Raw genomic sequence first — 18,824 nt, 5'->3', positions numbered from 1 at the left:
GCGCGGCGCAAGCCGCTGCTCCAGGTGTGGGACTCACCCTGCACCGCCGAGCAGAGAAACCCCAGCAACTCCCCAAGCAGGTCCGGGGCGCGTCCGCGCGGGAGGGTGCGGACGCGCCCCGAGTCTTCAACGTGGAGGTCGTCACCAGCCGACGGCGACCACCAGCCCTGCGGGCCTTCGTGGGAGACGTAGGAACGAGTCGCAGACTTTCTCGATGCCGAACGGAAGTCAACATTCCGATTCTGGGCTGTCCGCATCTCGCCAGCGACGACGCCGGAGTTCGCACTTCTCGGGCGTTCTGCGGCTTTTCGGCGCGCGGCCGGTGGTTGCCCGGTTCCGCTGACCGCCCCCGGCCGATCTGGGTACCGTTCCCCCTCAGTTCGCTCCACCGAGGGGGAGGGTCATGGCCAGAGGCGATCGTCACCCGACCCTGGAGACCGTTGCGGCCCGCGCCGGCGTCTCCCGCGCGACGGTGTCCCGGGTGATCAACGACCAGCCCGTCGCGCCGTCCAGCAGGCGAGCGGTGGAACGCGCGATCGCCGAGGTCGGCTACGTGCCCAACCAGGCCGCGCGCAGCCTCGTCACCCAGCGGACCGGCCTGATCGCGCTGGTGCTGCCCGAATCCTCCACGCGCGTGTTCTCCGACGACCAGTTCTTCCCGCGGCTCATCCAGGGCGTCAGCCAGGAGCTGGACGACGAGGACGAGCAGCTGGTGCTGATGCTGGCCGGATCTCCCGCGAGCCGCGACCGGATCGAGCGCTCGGCCGTGGCCGGGCGGGTCGACCGTGTCATGCTCGCCTCGTTGCACGGCACCGACCCGCTGTCGGAGGCGTTGGCGAAGTCCGGGATCCCGGTGGTCAGCAACGAACGCGTCCTCGGCCCGGTTGAGGTGCCCAGCGTCGGCGTGGACAACCGGGGCGGTGCGCGGGCGGCCGTGGAGCACCTGATCGCCTCCGGGCGCAGGCGCGTCGCGACGATCACCGGGCCGACCGACATGATCGCCGGGATGGACCGCCTCGACGGGTACCTGGACGCCGTCGGCGGCTCTCAGGAGCCGGTCGTCGCGGCCGGGGACTTCACCCGCGCTTCCGGCGAGGCCGCGATGAAGCGGCTGCTGGACGAGGGGTCCGGGGTCGACGCCGTCTTCGCCGCCTCCGACCTGATGGCCGAGGGAGCGCTGCACGTGTTGCGCCAGAACGGTTTCCGCGTTCCGGACGACGTTGCGCTGGTCGGCTTCGACGACATCACCAGGGCCCGCTACACCGAGCCGGCGCTGACCACCGTGAGCCAGCCCATCGACGGCATCGGTCGCCACCTCGCGGCCCAGCTGCTGCGACTGATCGCCGGCGAGCCCGTCGAATCGGCGATCACCCTGACCACGGAGCTCGTCGTCCGCGAGTCCTCCTGAGCGTCGCCGGCGGGCGGTTGATCATGGACGGTCCGGACCAGAACCGCCCCCGACGCGAAAAGTCCGGGCGAGGCCGCGATGCCCCCGCCCGGACTTCGATCGCCGGTGATCAGATCACGGGAAGTTCGCCAGGTTCGACGGCGTGGTCTCCGGCGGGGTCACATCACCCGTGTCGTTGATGACGTGGGTGATCGATCCCTTCTCGTTGAGCGAGACCGTCGCCATGCTGTGGAACTTCACGCCCGGCACCGCCGGAACCTCGAAGGCGTGGTGGTTCTTCACCTCGGGGTTGGTGTTGAAGAAGCAGTAGCTCCCCAAGCCCCACGCCTCGTGGTTGGTGACCTGGTCGCCCACCTTGTAGGCGGCCCAGCCCTCCAGACCGTTGTCGTTCATGTACGAGGCCTGGTCCGGAACGTCGTAGGGCATCTCGTTCTGGAAGAAGACCGTCTTGCCGTTGTTGCCGTTCCAGATGACCTGGTACTTGTTGTAGTGCTCGACGAACAGGCCGGTGGCCGTCACGTCGTCGCCGTTGACCAGCACACCCGTATCACCCGGGTTGACGTCCCAGCCGAACGAGCCCTCGTTGCCGTGGTCGGCGCGCCAGGCCCAGACGTGGTCCATGACCGCGTTCTTGCTGTTGACGATCAGGCTGTTGGTCGCCTTGCCCGCGACGGTGCCGCCCAGCCGGAAGAACACGTCCTGCATGATCGTCGGGTTCTGCGAGTGGTCCGCCGAAGCGCCTTCCTCGCCGACGGTCAGCAGGCTCGGCGAGTTCTGGGTGCCCGCGTCGAACAGCACGCCCTTGATGCGCACGCCGTCGACGTCGGCGACCTCCATCGCCGTCTTGCCGGTGTCGGGCATGAGCGTCGGGTAACCGATGCCCAGCACGATGGTGTCCGGGTTGGTGATCTTGATCGTGTCGTCGAGGTGGTACACGCCCGGGGTGAAGAACAGGTTGCAGCCCGAGGCCACGGCGGCGTTGATGTCCGCGGCGGTGTCGGTCGGCTTGGCCACGTAGAACTGGCTCATCGGCACCGACTTGCCGGGGGTTTCACCGTTGGCCCAGCTCGGGCCGGTGGCGGCGGTGCGCACGTCCGGGCGGAACACCTGGAACTTGCCCGCGTCGTCGACGTAGAGGTACGGCACGTCGGCCGACACCGGGGTCGACTCCAGCGTGGTGTGCGGCGGGGTCGGGAAGGCGGTGGGCGGTGCGCCCTGCACGCCGGAGAACGTCATGTTCCAGACGCCGCCGTCCCAGGCGCCCAGCTGCGAGTCGCGGGTGTACCACTGCTGCTGCGAAGAGGACTCGGTGGTGCCCGAGACCTTGGTGTCGGCGAGGTAGCCGCCGCTGGCCCAGCCGTAGCTCTCCGGGTACAGGTCCAGGTCGCCCTGGATGTCCATGCGGCGCATCGGCGCGGCCTGCGACACGCCCCAGCGGTTGGCGCCGTTGGGCTTGACGGTCATGTTCTCCGCCGAGCGCCAGAAGTTCTGGGTCGCGTTGCCCTGGTCGGACTCGTTGAACGCGTCGACCGTGATGTTGCCGTTGATGGTGACGTCGCCAGGGTTCTTGCCCAGTCCCGCCACCGAGGTGTAGTAGCCGACGTTGTCGTTGACGGCGTACTCACCCGGCTTGAACAGGTGCGCGACCCTGTCCTCGGACATCTGGTCGGCCAGCGTGTCCTTGAGGTTGTTGAAGTCGTCGTCGAGCTGCTGCTGGATGCTCTCCGGCGACATCGACGGGTCGAAGATCCGCACGTTCGGACCGAAGTCCGGCGTGTCGGTGCCCGCGCATGCCTGAGGTCCGGGTGCCGGAGCCGCGGGCTTCGCGGGTTGAGCGTGGTTCGCGCCGGGCATCGCCGCCGCACTGGGCGCGACGGCGGTGACGGCGGCGACAGCGGCCATTCCCGCGAAGAACGGGAACCGGCGTCGCCCACGCCGCTGTGAGACGGGAGTCATGTTTCAAGCACCTCCGGAAAAGGACAATGCGACGAACGCACTGCATGAGAGCGCTCTCAGATCGGGACCCTAGACCGATCAAGAGCAATTCCGGAAGGTGGTCGTCGTGAAACCGCCAGCGCGGCAGCGGATTCCCGTTTTCCCAGCTGAGGTGTCCGCCGTGGGCAGGGCGGTCATCGCGGTGCCGCATTCACGGATTCGATTGCGCTTCCCCTTTTTCGATTTCCGTCCGCAGGGCGGAAAGAAGCGGGGGCACGTATTCGAGCCTACTGCGGTTCAATTCTCGGGTCACGAATTTTTCAATCCCCGATCCGCGCGGCTTTCCCGGTTGTCGGGTCGAGCGCGCGGAACGCGAAGTGCAGGTCGTAGCTCAGCGAGGGGGAGTTCAGCAGCGACCGCTCCAGCAGCTGCTCGGCGCTGACCAGTCGCTTGCGGACCGCCGCGGCGGAGATGCCCAGCGCCTCGGCCGCGAGGCTCGTCCTGGTGTCGGCCAGCAGCCAGGTCCGCACGGTCTCGACCAGTCGCGGTGAGTCCCGCAGCGGCGCGATCAGCACCTCCGCCCAGCGGCGGACGTCCTCGCCGCGCAGCAGCTCGTCGATGTCGCGCGGCGAGTGCGGTGCCTCGGGGCCGCCGCGCAGCCGCAGCGCGAGGTCCAGGTGCGCCTGATCCGGGAGCCGGTGCAGGTCGCAGCCCAGCAGCGAACCGATCTTCTGCAGCCGGGCGCTGAGGGTGTTGCGGTGGATCTTCAGGTGCCGGGTGGCCTGCTGGTGGAACGCCAGCCACGACGTCAGGGTGCTGCGCAGGTCGTCGAGCGACGGGTCCTGCGGCCGCGCGGGCTCGAACTCCTCCAGCGGTGCCAGCACCCGCCGCGCCCAGTCCCGCCCGTGGTCGGCGAGTTCGGCGGCGAGGTCGTGGCTGCGGCGGAAGGTCGCGAAGCGCTCGGCGTTGCCGCGCGCGTGCGCCAGCGCGTGGAACGCCTGCTGGTAGCCGGTGGGGAAGTCCCGCAGCGGGAGCACGGTGCTGATGCCCGCGCTGATCCGGCCGATGTCGGTGCTGGCCTTCGCCACCAGCTCCCGCAGGCAGGCCTGCTCCTCCTCGTGGCTCATGGGCGCGACCGCGGGGATGAGGTGTCCGCTGTAGACCGGGCACTTGATCATCCAGGCCCGGCCGCCGGTGATGCGGATCAGCTCGTCGGCGATCGCGTCACGCTCGCCCTTGTCGATGGAACCGACTTCGACGACCCACACCCGCATCGGATCGGGCAGCGCATCGCCGAGCGCCTCGGCCGCGCGGTGCGCGGTGGCGAGCCCGTCGTCCATCAGCAGGTGCAGCACGGCCTCGCGGACCTGGTCGTTGGCGGCCTCGACCCGCCTGGACCGCTCGTGCGCGTGCTGGGCCCTCCAGACCAGGGCCAGCACGCGGAGGGAGTCGGTGCGCCTCGGTTCGGAGGTGAAGCGGTCGATCGCCGATCCGGACAGCGCCAGCGTCGGCGCGTCGGGTTCGCCGCTGATGGCGAACGCCGCGAGCTGGTCGTGCCCGTCGCGCTCGACGACGGACCGGTGCCGGCCGTGCACGCGACGCGCGACGTCGACGACCGCCTCGGGCAGGGCGTGGCCGGGTGCGCTCGCGATGGGCTTGCCCGCCGCGTCGAACAGCGCCGCGCATCCGCCGACCTCGTCGGCGAAGCGGGCGAGCAACCGGCGCAACCCACCGGGCTCGGCGGCTTCGCGCTGCATGTCGCGAAGCCGACCCAGGCACTCCCGATCGTCGCCGGACAACACCAAGACACACCCCTTTTCGCGATGTCGAGGGAGCGATCCTACGGGGGAGGGGGATCCTGGTGCAGCAATCGGAACCCGAATTCCGGCGCTGACTGTGCGAGAACGAACTGGAGTCCGGATGATCAACGGCCATACGCTGGAGGCGTCGCCGCAGTGCCGGGCGAACGGCGCGCGGATCCCGCGCACGGGAGTCAGCTCGACGCCCCACCGTTGGCGACCGGTTGACGCAGCGCCACGTCACCCTGGGGGTCGGTGTTCGCGAGCAGCAAACACCACGCTGAGGCGAGGGGGAGAGGGAAGCCTCCTCGCCTCAGCGCTACCCCCCTGACCCGATAGCCCCCCGAACGAGGCCGGTCCCGACACGCGTGTCGTGTCGGGACCGGCCTCGTTTCAGGACGGGTGAGAGCGGCTGGGGTCAGAGCGCTTTGAGGACTCGCTGGGCGAGCGGCGCCGAGGAAGCCGGGTTCTGGCCCGTGTGGAGGTTGCGGTCCACCACGACGTTGGGCGACCAGGGCGTGCCCTCGTCGAAGGTGACGCCGAGCTCGTCGAGGCGGTCCTGCAGCAGCCACGGGGCCTTGTCGGCCAGACCGGCCTGGATCTCCTCGGAGTTGGTGAAGGCGGTGAGCGCGTAACCCCGGAACGGGGACTCGCCGCCCTGGGCGGTGGCCAGCAGCGCGGCCGGGCCGTGGCAGACGATCGCGAGGGGTTTGCCGGAGCCGAGGGTCTCGTTGAGGACGCGAGCGGAGTCGGCGTTGACGGCGAGGTCCTCCATCGGGCCGTGCCCGCCCGGGTAGAACACCGCGTCGTAGTCGGCCGGGTTCACGGTGGCCAGGTCGATCGGGTTCTTCAGCTCGGTGGCGTCGTCCAGGATGGCGGCGACGCGGTCCGCGGCTTCCTGCCCGCCGTTGGCGTCGGCGCTCAGGCTGGCTCGGTCGACCGGGGGCTGCACGGCGCCCGGGGAGGCGATCACGACCTCGTGGCCCGCCTCGGTGAACGCCTCGTACGGCGCGGCGAACTCCTCGGCCCAGAACCCCGTGGGGTGCTTCGTGCCGTCGTTGAGCGTCCAGTGGTCCGCGCCGGTGAGCACGAACAGGATCTTCGCCATGGGGTTTCGCTCTCAAACTAGAGGTGTGCGGTTCCGCCTCCGACCGTATGCGCGAGTTCGCCACCCGTGCCAATCGACGAAGCGATGCCCTCGATCACCCCCGCCCCGGCCCGGGTTAGAAGTCCGTGACCAGGAGGTCTGCCCGGATGCTGGTGGGGGTGATGAGCCGGGCGTTGCGCATGTCGCTGCGGTGGACCCAGTCCTCGGCCTCGGCGCGGGTCTTGCCGTGGTGCACGTGGCGCTCGACCAGGCGGGAGACGAGCTCGTCGTCGGACTGGTGCAGGAACCAGGACTCGTCGAGCAGGGACCGGACTCCGGACCAGGGGGCCTGGTCGAGCAGCAGGTAGTTGCCCTCGGTGATGACCAGCGGGACGTCGGGGTCGACCGGGATGGAGCCGGCGTAGGACTCCTCGACCTCGCGGTGGAACCGCGGCGCGTAGACCGTTCCGGCGCCCTCGCGGATCCGGCGCAGCAGCGCGACGTAGCCGGCGGCGTCGAAGGTGTCCGGGGCGCCCTTGCGGTCCCGCCGGCCGAGGCGGCGCAACTCCGCCTCGGCCAGGTGGAAACCGTCCATCGGCACCACCACGGCCGCCGAACCCAGTTCGCCGACCAGCTTCTCGGCCAGCGTGCCCTTCCCGGAACCGGGACCGCCGACGATGCCCAGGACGCGGCGCGAGCCGGTCGAGGCCAGCGCGCGGGCGCGGTCGAGCAGGCCGGGCAGGCCGTCGTGGTGCCGGGGGATCACGCCCGCTTCCCCTTGCGCAGCGAGCTCTCGATGTCCTCCAGCGTGCGGTTCTTGGTCTCCGGCAGGTTCCGCCACAGGTAGACCAGGCCGAGGATGCCCAGCAGGCCGTAGATCCAGAACAGGCCGGTCGGGGTCAGCGCGTTGATCAGCGTCAGCACCGAGATGGAGATCAGGAAGTCCAGGCCCCAGTGCGTCACCGTGCCGACACCGGCGGCCTTGCCGCGCACCGCGGTCGGGAACACCTCGCTGTTGATCAGCCAGATCGCCAGGCCCAGGCTCGCCGCGAACGCCGCCTCGTAGAGCATCAAGCCGCCGGTGAGCAGCAGTCCCAGCCCGTGCACGCTGGGCAGCAGGTACAGCGCACCCAGCCCGAACAGCACCAGGATGACCACGCTCGTGCCGCCCAGCAGCAGCGGGCGGCGGCCCACCTTGTCGATGAACAGCAGCGCGATCATCGTGAAGATCATGTTGGCGGCGCCGATGCCGACCGAGGACAGGATCGCGGCGGAGTCGCCGAGCCCGGCCTGCTTGAGGATCGTGGGCGCGTAGTAGATGACCGCGTTGACGCCGACCAGCTGGTTGGTGGCCGCCACCGCGAAGCCGAGCAGCACGGCGGGACGCAGTTTCGGGCTCAGCAGGTCCCGGTAGCTGAACTTGCTCTCCTCGCGCATCGCCTCGGACATCTCCGCCAGCGAGGCGTCGGCGTCGGCCGCTGAGTGCGTGCGCAGCAGTGCCTTGCGGGCGTCCTCGGTCCGGCCGCGCGAGAGCAACCAGCGCGGGCTCTCGGCCAGCGTGAACAGGCCGATCAGCATGACCAGCGACGGCACCACTGCCAGTCCGACCATCCAGCGCCAGCCGCCGCTGCCCGCGAAGGCGTAGCCGACGAGGTAGGAGGCGAAGATGCCGATGGTGATCATCAGCTGGTTCATCGACACCAGCCGGCCGCGCAGCGTCGGCGGGGCGATCTCGGCGATGTAGGTCGGCACCACCAGCGACGAACCGCCGATGGCCAGGCCCAGCAGGATCCGCGCCAGGACCAGGATCGAGGTGTCCGGTGCCAGCGCCGACAGCAGCGCGCCCGCGGAGAACACCGCCGACAGGATGATCAGGGTGACCTTGCGGCCGATGCGGTCGACCACGGGTCCGGCGCCGATCGAGCCGACGATCGCGCCGAGCAGCAGGGACGCGACCACGAACTGCTGCATGCCGTCGGACAGTGCGAACTCCGGGGCGATGTAGAGCAGCGCCGCCGAGATCACGCCGGTGTCGTAGCCGAAGAGCAGACCGCCGAGGGCGGCGATGGTCGACGCGCCGAGCACGGCCCCGCGCCGGGCTCGAGGGGGCGCGGACGTCTCCGGGGCCCTTGATGTGGTCATGGGTGTGCTCGTCCTCCCCGGACCCGCGGCGATGCGGGTCGATGTGCGCGCCTCGGCGCGGCCTCCGCTTTGAGTGCTCGGCACTGTAGGTTGAAGTTAAGCGCTTGCGCAAGCGGTTGCCGGGTATGCTTCCCATCACCCGATCGAGCCCGAAGGAGTGCTTGTCGATGGCGACCATGGCCGACGTGGCGCGCGTCGCGGGAGTGTCCACCGCGACGGTCTCGCACGTCATCAACGGCACCCGCACGGTGCGCGAGGAGACCCGGCAGGTCGTTCAGGCCGCCATCGCCGAGACCGGGTACAGCCCGAACACCCTCGCGCGCTCGCTGGCCACCGGCGGATCGCGCTCCATCGCCGTGGTGATGTCGGCGATCTCCAACCCCTACTTCGGCCAGGTGCTGCAGGGCATCGAGTCGGAGGCGGTGCGGCAGGGCTACACGCTGCTGCTGGCCGACCCGCGCGACGACCCCGACCACGAGCTCACCGTGGCGCGCAGCATGCACGAGCGCCGGGTGGACGGGGTCATCCTGGCGCCCTCGGCCGAACCGGCGCGGGCGCTGGAATACCTGGACGCGCAACGGGTTCCGGTGGTGCTGACCGACCGGCTCAGCGACGACCGCTACGACCAGGTCGGGCCGGACAACGCCGAGCCCACCGCGATGCTGGTCGACCACCTCGCCGAGCTGGGGCACGCCCGGATCGCGATGGTCTCCGGGCTGGGCGGGCTGACCACGACCGAGGAGCGGCTGCGCGGCTACCGGGACGGCTTGGCGCGCAACGGGATCGCCTTCGACGAGCAGCTGCTGGTGGAGGGCGCCTCGGAGAGCGAACGCGCGACGCGGGTCACCGCCGGGCTGCTGGCGCGGCCGGACGCGCCGACGGCGGTCATCGCGGCCAACAACAGCATGACCATCGGCGCCATGCGGGCGATCAGCGAGGCCGGCCTGCGAGTTCCCGAGGACGTGGCGCTGGTGGGATTCGACGATTTCCCGTGGGCGGATTGGTTCTCGCCCCGGTTGACCGTGATCGCTCAACCGAGTGCGGAGATCGGCACCACGGCCGCCCGGTTGTTGTTGCGCCGAATAGCCGATCCCGATTCCTCGCCGCAAACACATAGATTGGAGTCGAGTCTCATCCACAGGAATTCGTGCGGCTGCCCTTGAACCGTTCCGAGAGCCGGGAAATTCGGTGGGACGGTCGCCGTCTCAATGTCACATCGCAATGGGACGCGGGACGTTTCCGCCCGTGGTGGGGGCGCTCTCAGGATTTGAAGCGGAAAGGATCCCGGGAACGGGGTTCCATGGTGGTCTTGAGGTTCCGCAGCGCGTGGTGCAGCCGGGATTTCACCGTTCCCGGTGGAATGCCCAGCGAGCTCGCGGCGCTGCTCGCGGTGTGGTCGGCGAAGTAGACCTCGTAGAGCACCGAGCGGTGCGCGGGGACCAGCTTGTTGACCATGGTGGCCACCACGACCCGGTTGACCACCGCGTCGGCGTGGTCGGCGTCGTAGTCGGCGGAGCCGCTGCCTGCGGATTCGTCGACCTCGGTGGGGCGCGCGCGGCGGGCGCGGATGCGGTCGATGGCGATGTTGTGCGCCACCCTGGTCAGCCAGCCCCAGACCGAGCCGCGCTCCGGCGTCAGGGAGTCCGCGTGCTGCCAGGCTCGGAGCATCGTCTCCTGCACGACGTCCTCGGCGTGGTGCGGATCGGAGAGGATTCTGTTCACGTACGACAGCAATCTCACGTAGTAGTCGTCGTAGAGCGACTTCAACGTCGTTTCAGTGTTCCGAATCGTGTGCTCATCACCTCTTTTCGTCGAGGAGGCGTGGGCCCGTTCGAATGCGATCGCGGATCGCGGATCTCCGACTAGCGTCATGTGGCTTCTTCATTCGGTTGTCTGCCCCGTCGGTGAATCGTTCACAAAACCCCGGAAAGATCGGGAGAAGAACGACCGGAAACGGGGTCTCCGGATGGCAGCGATGAGCTTGCCCGTTAGCTCGAACGGGGGAAATCCGGGAGCTCACGTAGTTTTTCTGCGTGGTCCTCGCGTGACGCTCAGATGAGCAAGGCGGTGGTGGATTTGCCGGGTTCCGTCCCCATGTGCCGGACCAACCAGTCGGTTCGAAAGATAAAGCTACTGTGAACGAACGATGACGGAGCCGTGATTCGGTGACATGGCGTGAGTTCTTCGGCCCGCGGAATCGCGTCGGGTGCCGTGCGCGCTCGACCTAACGCGTGAGAGCCGCGGGGAGACCGTGACGCTGCGGTACCGGTGGGGGCGTCACGCGGATCTGGAACCGCTGCGCATCTCCTCGCCGCCGTGCCGCGTCGCCTCCACCGCGATCTCCACGCGCGACCGCACCCCGAGCTTGGCCAGGATGTGCGAGACGTGGACCTCCACCGTGCGCCGGGAGGAGAACAGCGCCGCCGCGATGTCCGGGTTGGGCAGCCCGTCGGCCACCAGGTGGGCGATCTGCCGCTCCGTCGGCGTCAGCGATTCCCAGCCGTTGGTGGCGCGGTGCCGCCGGCCCCGCGCGTGCCGCACGCCGTGCGGGCGCATCCGCGCATCCGCGCGCCGCAGATCCCAGGTCGCACCGAGCTTCTGGTAGATCTTCACGGCTCGCCCGTAGGCGGTCCGCGCCTGCGCCGACTCGCCGCGCTCGGCCAGCACCACCGCCATGTCCTCCAGCGCCCGCGCGTACCTGGGCGGCTGGCTGGTCTTGCTGTAGAGCTCGATCGCGGCCCGCAGCGCCGTCGGATCCCGTTCCAGCAGACCGCGGCAGTGCTGCGAGGCGGCGACGATGTTGGGCACCGCGCCGACCGCCGCGTCCTCGGCGCACGCGTCCGTGGCGCGGCCCGCGATCTCGGTCTCGCCGGTCTCGATCGCCAGCCGCACCAGGCTCGGCAGCCACAGGTAGCGGGTGCCGAACCGCTTGCCCTCGGTCAGCGCTTCCGCCAGCAACCGCACGGCGCGCCGCGGATCCGACTCGGCCTCGGCGCGCATCGCACCGGCCAGCAGCAGGAACTCCGATGCGGAGCGGGTGGCCGGGTTCTCCTCGCAGCCCGCGGCCTGCAGGCTGCGCAGCAGCGTCGACCTGTCGTCGCGGTGACCCGCCAGCAAGGCCGAAAGCCCGTGCAGCCAGCGGCGTCCCGCCCCGTCGAGCCGATCGGCGAGCTCGGTGGCCGCGTCCAGCTCGGCGGTCGCGTCCTCCCATCGGCCGATCGTGTAGTAGTGGTTGGCCGCCGACAGCCGCACCGCGGCCAGCCGCGCCGGGGTCGCGGAACGCTCGGCGATGGCCAGCATCTCGTGCAGCGCGCCCTCGGCCTCCGCCGCTTGACCGAGGCCGAACAGCAGCATCATCCGGTTGCCGAGCACCGTCAGCCGCAGGTCGGTGTTCTCCGGCGCGTCGCCCAGGGCCGCGCCCGCCTGCTCGTAGCAGATGACAGCCTCGGCCAGGTCGCACCGGCGCGCCAACGCCGCCCCGCGCACGTGCAGGGCGAGACCGAGCGCGAAGCCGTCGCGGGCGGGACGCGCCTCGGCCAGCGCGCGCTCCACCGCCGCGTCCGCGGCCTCGAAGTGCCCGCGCGAAAGCATGACCTGCCCGAGCACCGCGTGCATCCGCGCCAGCCACGGGCGGTCGAAACCCGGTGTCCGCAAGGCCTTCTCGACCACCTCGGTGGCGAGGTCGTCGAGCCCGAGCACGGCCAGCGACCACGCCAGGTACCAGCTGAGCTCCGCAGCGCAGGACGGGTCGTGGGTGTCGGCCAGCGCGCGTTCGCTGAGCTCGCGGGCCTGCTCCGGGCGCCCGAGCTGCACCATCGCCAGAACCCTCGCGGTGCGCAGCGGTTCACGCCGCAGATCGTGCGTGGACAGCAGCGGGATCGCGCCGCCGAGCAGCGCTTCGGCGCAGTCCGGCGCGCGGTGGGCCAGCATCCGGCTGTTGTCGACCAGCCAGTCCAGGCCCCAGTCGTCGATCTCGGCGTCGTCGACGGAGATCGAGGCCAGCAGCTGCTCACCGGTGCGCTCGACGGGAGCGCCGGAGGACGCCAGCGCGCGGGCGGCCTGGTGGTGCAGCGCCAGCCGCAGGGCGGTCGGCGTGGTCTCGTGCAGCGCCTGGCGGATCAGCCCGTGCTGGAAGGTCAGCCTCGATCCCGACTCCACCAGCAGACCGGCGGTCAGAGCCTCCTCCACGCAGCCCACCAACGCCACCACCGGGCGCTCGGAGACGGTGCGCAGATCGGTCACCGAGAACGTGGGACCCAGCAGCGCGGCCATCCGCAGCAGCCCGATGGTGTCGCTGCCGACGAAGCCCAGCCGCGCGGCGATGGCCTCGGCCAGCGAGCGCGGCAGCGCGCCGTCGGTGATCTCCGGGGTGAGCTCGGCGCGCGCCCCGTCGGCGTCGAGGTGGTTCTCGCGCGCGAGCGCCAGCACCATCTCCCGCACGTAGCGGGGGTTTCCGGCCGCGCGGCCCAGCGTCTCCAGCAGCGCGGGCCCGACCTCGGCGGCACCGGTGAGGTGCGCGGCCAGATCCGCCGTGGCCGCCTCGTCCAGCGGGGGAACCGAGATCCGCACCGACGCGCGGTCCTCGCCGCGCACCACGCCGAGCTCCGTGCGGCTGCCGGACGGGCGGATCGCCGCCACCAGCAGCAGCGGCAGGTGCTCGGCGAGACGGCTCAGCCGGTGCCACACCAGCAGGCTGGACTCGTCGGCCCACTGCACGTCGTCCACGGCCAGCACCAGGGAGCCCGCCGCGCACAGCTTCTCGACCAGCGAGATGAGCTGCTCGGCGATCGCCGGGACCGGGTCGTCGCTGGCCAGGCGCAGGCGCTCGTGAATCCCGAGGACCTCGGGATCGTCGGACTTCGGGTGCACCGCGAGGCAGTCCAGCAGCACGCGCAGCGGGAAGCGCTGGGAGAGCTGGTCGGCCGCGGCGTGGTGCACCGCGCAGCCGAGGCGCTCGGCCTCGGCGAGCAGCGCGCGCAGCAGCGCCGTCTTGCCGATGCCCGGTTCACCTTCGAGCCAGAGCACGTTGCCGCGTCCGGCGACCACCTCGCCGACCAGCCCGCGCAGCTGCGCCAGCTCCGAGTCCCGTCCGAAGACCTCCGCTGTTCCGCCCGACGTCATCAACGCGCCCCTGCCTGGTCCCGGACCGGTGCCGACCGGCCACCGGTGCGCCGCGCGTTCGAACTCCTCGGTGGGGCGTCTCGCGGTTCGCGACCGATGCGTGCCCCCGCACCCCGGGTTGATCGAGTTCTGCTCGCGCACGTGGCCTAGCCCCCGCTCTTCGGAGTGCCGTGCCACGCCGACCGCCAGCCCCGCCGGCGGGCTCGCGGCAGCAGCACCGCGCCGATCGCACCGAGCACCGCCAGCAGTCCGACCGAGCCGGTGACCAGCAGCGCGACGAGTCGCGGCAGCGGATCGACGAACGGCGTCGGTGGCAGGTGGGCCGGTGGAGCGGCAGCGGCCATCGGCTTCTCGCCGGACTCTGCGGGAAGCACCGAGGTGACCGCGGCGGCCGGGTTGACCACGCCGTAACCGCGCTGCGGGTCGGGCAGCTCGGCAGGCGGGTGATCGGCGGTGTCCTGCAGGCGTTCTCGCACCTGGGACGCGGACAGCCGCGGGTGGTAGGCCCGCACCAGCGCGGCCGTGCCCGCGACGAACGCGACGCCGATGCCGCCACCGGAGGCCACCAGCTGGCCGGTGCCGCGCGGGGCGATGCCGACCACCTCGTTGCCCGGCGCGACCAGCGCGGGCGGGCCCGCTGCGTGCTGGATCGGCTCGCCCTCGCCGGTGATCCCGGTGACCGCCAGCGCCTCCGGGAAAGCGGCGGGGTGGGGGATCGCGTCCTCGCCCACGTCCACATCGGACGGTGCGATGACGAGAGCGTCACGGCTCAGCGCGTACGACACCGCCGCCCGCAGCCCGCCGTCGGCGACGGCCGAGCCGACCGACACGGCGATCACCTTCGCGCCGCCGTCGGCCGCCGAGCGGATCGCCGAGGCCAGCTTGCCCGCATCGACCTCCTTCGGGTCGTCGGTGATGCGGATCGGCAGGATCCGCGCGCCCGGCGCGATGCCGGTGAAACCGGTGCCCGCCGCCGGACGCGCCGCGATCACCCCGGCCATGAAGGTGTCCCGGCCCGCGCAGTCGTCATCGCCTGCACCGCCGCTGAGGCTCTGCCCGGGCAGCACCGCTCCGGACAGCGCCGGTGCCGCAGCGCTGACCCCCGTGCCGATGACCGCGACGGTCACCGACTCCCCGGTGGTCAGGTCCCACACGCGGCTCGGGTCGAGGCGATGCAGGGCCCAGCCCTCCTGCGGCACCACGTGATTCGCCGGTTGCGCGCACTGCTGCTGTTGCGCGGCGGCCGGAACCGGTGCCATCGCGAGCACCACCCCGGCCACCACCGCCACCGCCGCCCTCACGCCCGGTCTCCCGCCGGACGCGGCTCCAGCCAGCCCGCCTGCATCAGGGTCGCGCTGCGGCGGGTCACCAGGTGCGCCCGGCCCGCGGGCAGCACCTGCGCGCGCATGCCGTTGAGCAGCGGCATCTCCGTGGGCGGGCAGGAGAACGCCAGGTCCGGGGTGTTGGACTCCTGCATCCGCCGCACCACCGAGTCCATCGACAGCCGCGAGGAACCGGCGGCGCTGCGGGTGAGGATCACGTGCAGACCGATGTCGGCGGCCTGCGGCAGCAGGTCCAGCAGCGAGTCCAGCGGACCGCCCATCGTGCTGGCCAGCAGGTCGTAGTCGTCGACCAGGATGAACACCTCCGGACCCGACCACCAGTCGCGCCGCTGCAGCTGCTGCGGCGTGACGTCCGCCCCGGGCAGCCGCTCGCGCAGCTCGTTGGCGGCGGTGCCCACGATGTCCTTCGCCGCGGTCGCCGAAAACGCGAAACCCCGCCGGTAGGCGTCGGGAACCGCGTCCAGCAGCACGCGGCGCGAGTCGACCAGGATCAGCTCGGCCTCGCCCGGGGCGTAGTTCTTCGGGATCGCGTCGGCGACCAGCCGCAGCAGCGCGGTCTTGCCGCTCCCGGTGTCGCCGAGGACCGTCAGGTGCGGCTGGGTGGAGAAGTCGTGCCACACCGGCTGCAGGTCCGCCTCGCCCCAGCCCAGCGCGACCCGCAGCTTTCCCTGCGGCTCGGGCAGCTGCTCGGCGGGCAGCACCGACGGCAGCATCCGGACCCCGGCGGCATCCTCGCCGTCCCAGTTGTCTGCCACCGCCTCGGCCAGCATCCGGACGCCCTTGGCCAGGTCGTCGACCCGGCGCAGACCGTCCAGGCGCGGGACCGCGGACAGGAAGTGCAGCTTGTCCATCGTCAGACCGCGACCCGGCTGGCGCGGAACGCCCGCCGCCGCGCGCATGTCGATCACCGAGTCGATCGAGTCGCCCAGCCGCAGCTCCAGCCGGGTTCCCAGCTGGTCGCGCAGCTGGCTGTGGATGTCGGCCCAGCGGCCGGTGGTCAGCATCAGGTGGATGCCGTAGGTCAGGCCGCGCGAGGCGAGCGAGCGGATCGTCTGGTCGTGCTGCTCGAAGTCGCTGCGCAGCGTGCCCCAGTTGTCGACCACCAGGAACACGTCACCGAAGGAGTCCTCCGGGATCTCGCCCTTGCGGCGCAGCTCCCGGTACTCGGCCATGTTCTCCACGCCGTGCGCGGCGAAGATCTCCTCGCGCTTGGCCAGCACGCCCTGCACCTCGGCCACGGTGCGGCTGACCCGCTCCTTGTCCATGCGCCCGGCGATGCCGCCGATGTGCGGCAGCTCGCCGAGGGTCTGCAGGGTGCCGCCGCCGAAGTCCAGGCAGTAGAACTGCACCTCGGCGGGCGTGTGGGTCAGCGCGAGACCGGCGATGAGCGTGCGCAGCATCGTCGACTTGCCCGCCTGCGGGCCACCGGCGATGCCGACGTGCCCGCCGACCCCGGACAGGTCCACCATGTACAGCTCGCGGGCCTGGTCGAAGGGCTTGTCGATGACGCCCACCGGGACCTGCAGCTTGCCGCGACCCGGCCAGCTGATCGGGGTCAGGCCGTGGTCGGCGTCCGGGACCAGCGGGGGCAGCAGCTCGTCGAGGGTCGGCGGCTCGTCCAGCGGCGGCAGCCACACCTGGTGCGCCGGCGGCCCCTGGCCCTTGAGGCGGCTGACCGCGACCTGCAGCAGGGTCTCGGTCGTCTCCTCGTCCTCGGTCTCGGGTTCCGGCTCCGTGACCTGCTCGGTGGGCGCGTCGGGCAGCCGCGCAGCGCCGAAGGTCACCACCTGACGGCTGATCTCGGCCTTGCGCTGCTCCGCGGTGCGCCGCTTGAACGGCGCCGAGACGTAGGCGGCCTTGAACCGCGACAGCGTCGCCACGTCCGAGCGCAGGTAGCCGTTGCCCGGTGCGCTCGGGAGCTGGTAGGCGTCGGGGACACCGATCACCGAACGGCTCTCCATCGCGGAGAAGGTGCGCAGGCCGATCCGGTACGACAGGTGGCTCTCCAGCTTGTGCATCCGGCCGTCGTCGATGCGCTGCGAGGCCAGCAGCAGGTGCACGCCCAGCGACCGGCCCAGCCGACCGATCATCACGAACAGCTCCGCGAAGTCCGGGTGCGAGGCCAGCAGCTCGCTGAACTCGTCGACCACCAGGAACAGGCTCGGCATCGGAGCCAGCTGAGCGCCTGCCGCGCGGGCCTTCTCGTACTCCAGCAGCGAGCTGTAGTTGCCCGCCGAGCGCAGCAGCTCCTGGCGGCGCACCATCTCGCCCTGCAGCGCGTCCTGCATGCGAGTGACCAGCGGTGCCTCATCGGCCAGGTTGGTGATCACCGCCGAGGTGTGCGGCAGCTCGTCGAGGCCCAGGAACGTCGCGCCGCCCTTGAAGTCCACCAGCACGAAGTTGAGGAACTCCGAGGAGTGCGTGATCGCCATCGCGACGACCAGCGTGCGCAGCAGCTCCGACTTGCCCGACCCCGTCGCGCCGATCAGCAGGCCGTGGGGGCCCATGCCGCCCTGCGCGGACTCCTTGATGTCCAGCTCGATCTTGGTGCCGTTCTCGGCGATGCCGATCGGCACCCGCAGCCGGTCCTGCGGCGAGGTCCGCGCCCAGGTGCGGGCGGCGTCGAGCTTGTCCATCTCGCCGACCTCCAGCAGCGCGGCGAGGTCGAAGTCGGTGACCATCGGCTCGACGATGTCGGTGGTGGCGCTGAGCCGGAACGGAGCCAGCGTGCGCGCCAGCGAGGTGACCTGCGACAGGCTCAGCGAGTCCGGGGTGCCCAGCTCGGTGCGCACCTCGGCGCCGGAGCGGTTGAGCCGGATCATGTCGATCTGGTCGCTGGCCAGCTCCAGGCGCAGCGTCGTGCGCTGCGCGGAACCGGACATGTCCAGGTTGAGCACGGTGGCGTTGCGGTAGCCGGCACCTGCCAGCCGGGACTCCGCCGGGGTGGTGATGCCGTCGAGGACGACCACCACGAACGGCTCGTCGCGGGTCGGGCTCGCACCGGCCTCGAACCGGCCCCGGTCGTTGAGGTCCGGGCCGACCACCGCCTCCAGCTCGGCGAGCGTGCTGGTCAGCATCCGGACGTGACCGGCGCCGTCCTGCTGGCTGGCGTGCTGGGCGTGCGGGAGCCACTTCACCCAGTCCCACTCGGAGGCCCGGTCCGGGCTCGCGCACACGACGATCTTGAGGTCGTCGGGGGAGTGGAAGGTCACCAGCTGCGCCAGCACCGCGCGCAGCAGGCCGCGCGCGGCCTCGGCGTCACCGCGCATCTGCACCTGCGAAAAACCGCGCAGGAACAGGGCCGTCGGCAGATCGTCCACAGTGGTGTAGGCCTTGATGAACCGGCGCAGCGCCCGAGCGGACAGCGGCTCCAGGTCCTCCACCGGCTTGGACTGCACCGGCGTCATCTTCATCGCCAGCCGCTGCGCGGACCGGCCGATGCGGACCTCGGCGAAGTCGGCGTGTGACAGACGTCGCTCCCACAGCCGTCCGCTCATCGCCACCGACCACAGGCCCGTCGGGTCAGGATGCCGCCACGACAACGCCTTTCGCTGGTCCACCGCGACCTGGCGGACCTGCTTGCGCATCTGGCCCAGGTAGCGCAGGTAGTCGCGGCGCTCGCCCTTGAGGCGGCGCTTGCGCTCCCCGATGTTGCGACCCATCTGGCCGAAACCCATGGCCAGCATGGACACCGCCATCAGCGCCACCACGATGAGCCCGATGCCGCCGAAACCACCGGATCCACCGCGGCCCATGAACATCAGCATCATGGCCCCGGAGCCCAGCGCCATCGGCAGGTACATCAGCAGACCGCCGAAACCGCCACTGACCTGCTCGGGTATGACGGGCGGCTCCTGCAAGGACAGTTCCCCGTCGGGCATCGCGGGGGGCTTCTGCCTGGCCGGTCGCCGAAACGGCGTCACACTCAATGCGATCAGATCCTTTCCCTGCTACCCCTCATCCCTTACACGGTTGTGGGACTCCAAACG

Annotated in this window: 11 protein-coding genes; 2 read left to right on the top strand and 9 right to left on the bottom strand. The window is 70.9% G+C overall.

Going from position 1 to position 18,824, the window contains the following annotated elements:
* Positions 1-403 precede the first annotated feature (403 nt).
* Positions 404-1,408 (top strand): LacI family DNA-binding transcriptional regulator, encoded by a 1,005-nt coding sequence (locus AB0J78_RS23190; protein WP_363792336.1) that lies wholly within the window; start codon positions 404-406, stop codon positions 1,406-1,408.
* A gap of 114 nt (positions 1,409-1,522) precedes the next feature.
* Here AB0J78_RS23190 and AB0J78_RS23185 read toward each other — a convergent pair whose 3' ends face one another.
* The 5 genes from AB0J78_RS23185 to AB0J78_RS23165 all read right to left on the bottom strand — a co-directional run bounded on the left by AB0J78_RS23185 (position 1,523) and on the right by AB0J78_RS23165 (position 8,371).
* Positions 1,523-3,364 (bottom strand): hypothetical protein, encoded by a 1,842-nt coding sequence (locus AB0J78_RS23185; RefSeq protein ID WP_363792335.1) that lies wholly within the window; start codon positions 3,362-3,364, stop codon positions 1,523-1,525.
* Between the two features lie 299 nt (positions 3,365-3,663).
* Positions 3,664-5,142 carry a helix-turn-helix domain-containing protein gene (locus AB0J78_RS23180; protein WP_363792333.1) on the bottom strand — a complete coding sequence of 493 codons (1,479 nt, stop codon included), beginning with the start codon at positions 5,140-5,142 and terminating at the stop codon, positions 3,664-3,666.
* A gap of 418 nt (positions 5,143-5,560) precedes the next feature.
* Positions 5,561-6,250 (bottom strand): type 1 glutamine amidotransferase domain-containing protein, encoded by a 690-nt coding sequence (locus tag AB0J78_RS23175; RefSeq protein ID WP_363792331.1) that lies wholly within the window; start codon positions 6,248-6,250, stop codon positions 5,561-5,563.
* Positions 6,251-6,365: 115 nt separating this feature from the next.
* Complete coding sequence (locus tag AB0J78_RS23170; RefSeq protein ID WP_363792817.1) at positions 6,366-6,992, bottom strand: nucleoside/nucleotide kinase family protein; 627 nt, start codon at positions 6,990-6,992, stop codon at positions 6,366-6,368.
* Positions 6,992-8,371, bottom strand: coding sequence for a sugar porter family MFS transporter (locus AB0J78_RS23165; RefSeq protein ID WP_363792329.1), 1,380 nt, complete (start codon positions 8,369-8,371; stop codon positions 6,992-6,994). The genes AB0J78_RS23170 and AB0J78_RS23165 overlap by 1 nt, the downstream gene beginning before the upstream one ends.
* A gap of 167 nt (positions 8,372-8,538) precedes the next feature.
* Between AB0J78_RS23165 and AB0J78_RS23160 the strand changes: the two genes are divergently transcribed.
* Complete coding sequence (locus tag AB0J78_RS23160) at positions 8,539-9,534, top strand: LacI family DNA-binding transcriptional regulator (protein WP_363792327.1); 996 nt, start codon at positions 8,539-8,541, stop codon at positions 9,532-9,534.
* A gap of 97 nt (positions 9,535-9,631) precedes the next feature.
* Here AB0J78_RS23160 and AB0J78_RS23155 read toward each other — a convergent pair whose 3' ends face one another.
* From AB0J78_RS23155 to eccCa, 4 genes are all read right to left on the bottom strand, one after another.
* Positions 9,632-10,138: a sigma-70 family RNA polymerase sigma factor gene (locus AB0J78_RS23155; protein WP_363792325.1), complete on the bottom strand. Its 507-nt coding sequence runs from the start codon at positions 10,136-10,138 to the stop codon at positions 9,632-9,634.
* 510 nt (positions 10,139-10,648) lie between these two features.
* Positions 10,649-13,492, bottom strand: a complete 2,844-nt coding sequence (locus AB0J78_RS23150; RefSeq protein WP_363792323.1) for an AAA family ATPase — start codon at positions 13,490-13,492, stop codon at positions 10,649-10,651.
* A gap of 146 nt (positions 13,493-13,638) precedes the next feature.
* Positions 13,639-14,793 carry a S8 family serine peptidase gene (locus AB0J78_RS23145; protein ID WP_363792320.1) on the bottom strand — a complete coding sequence of 385 codons (1,155 nt, stop codon included), beginning with the start codon at positions 14,791-14,793 and terminating at the stop codon, positions 13,639-13,641.
* Positions 14,790-18,716 (bottom strand): type VII secretion protein EccCa, encoded by a 3,927-nt coding sequence (gene eccCa, locus AB0J78_RS23140; protein WP_363792318.1) that lies wholly within the window; start codon positions 18,714-18,716, stop codon positions 14,790-14,792. The genes AB0J78_RS23145 and eccCa overlap by 4 nt, the downstream gene beginning before the upstream one ends.
* Positions 18,717-18,824 lie beyond the last annotated feature (108 nt).

Source organism: Saccharopolyspora sp. NPDC049426, assembly GCF_040676935.1.
In the GTDB taxonomy this organism is placed as follows: Bacteria; Actinomycetota; Actinomycetes; order Mycobacteriales; family Pseudonocardiaceae; genus Saccharopolyspora.
The sequence above is the reverse complement of the archived record's forward strand: the minus strand, read 5'-3'. Positions and strand labels throughout refer to the sequence as shown.

Bases quoted from the DNA above. Each gene is read 5' to 3' on its own strand.
- AB0J78_RS23150 (WP_363792323.1), bottom strand. From the start codon at position 13,492: ATGACGTCGGGCGGAACAGCGGAGGTCTTCGGACGGGACTCGGAGCTG.
- AB0J78_RS23165 (WP_363792329.1), bottom strand. From the start codon at position 8,371: ATGACCACATCAAGGGCCCCGGAGACGTCCGCGCCCCCTCGAGCCCGG.
- AB0J78_RS23160 (WP_363792327.1), top strand. From the start codon at position 8,539: ATGGCGACCATGGCCGACGTGGCGCGCGTCGCGGGAGTGTCCACCGCG.
- AB0J78_RS23175 (WP_363792331.1), bottom strand. From the start codon at position 6,250: ATGGCGAAGATCCTGTTCGTGCTCACCGGCGCGGACCACTGGACGCTC.
- AB0J78_RS23190 (WP_363792336.1), top strand. From the start codon at position 404: ATGGCCAGAGGCGATCGTCACCCGACCCTGGAGACCGTTGCGGCCCGC.
- AB0J78_RS23185 (WP_363792335.1), bottom strand. From the start codon at position 3,364: ATGACTCCCGTCTCACAGCGGCGTGGGCGACGCCGGTTCCCGTTCTTC.
- eccCa (WP_363792318.1), bottom strand. From the start codon at position 18,716: ATGCCCGACGGGGAACTGTCCTTGCAGGAGCCGCCCGTCATACCCGAG.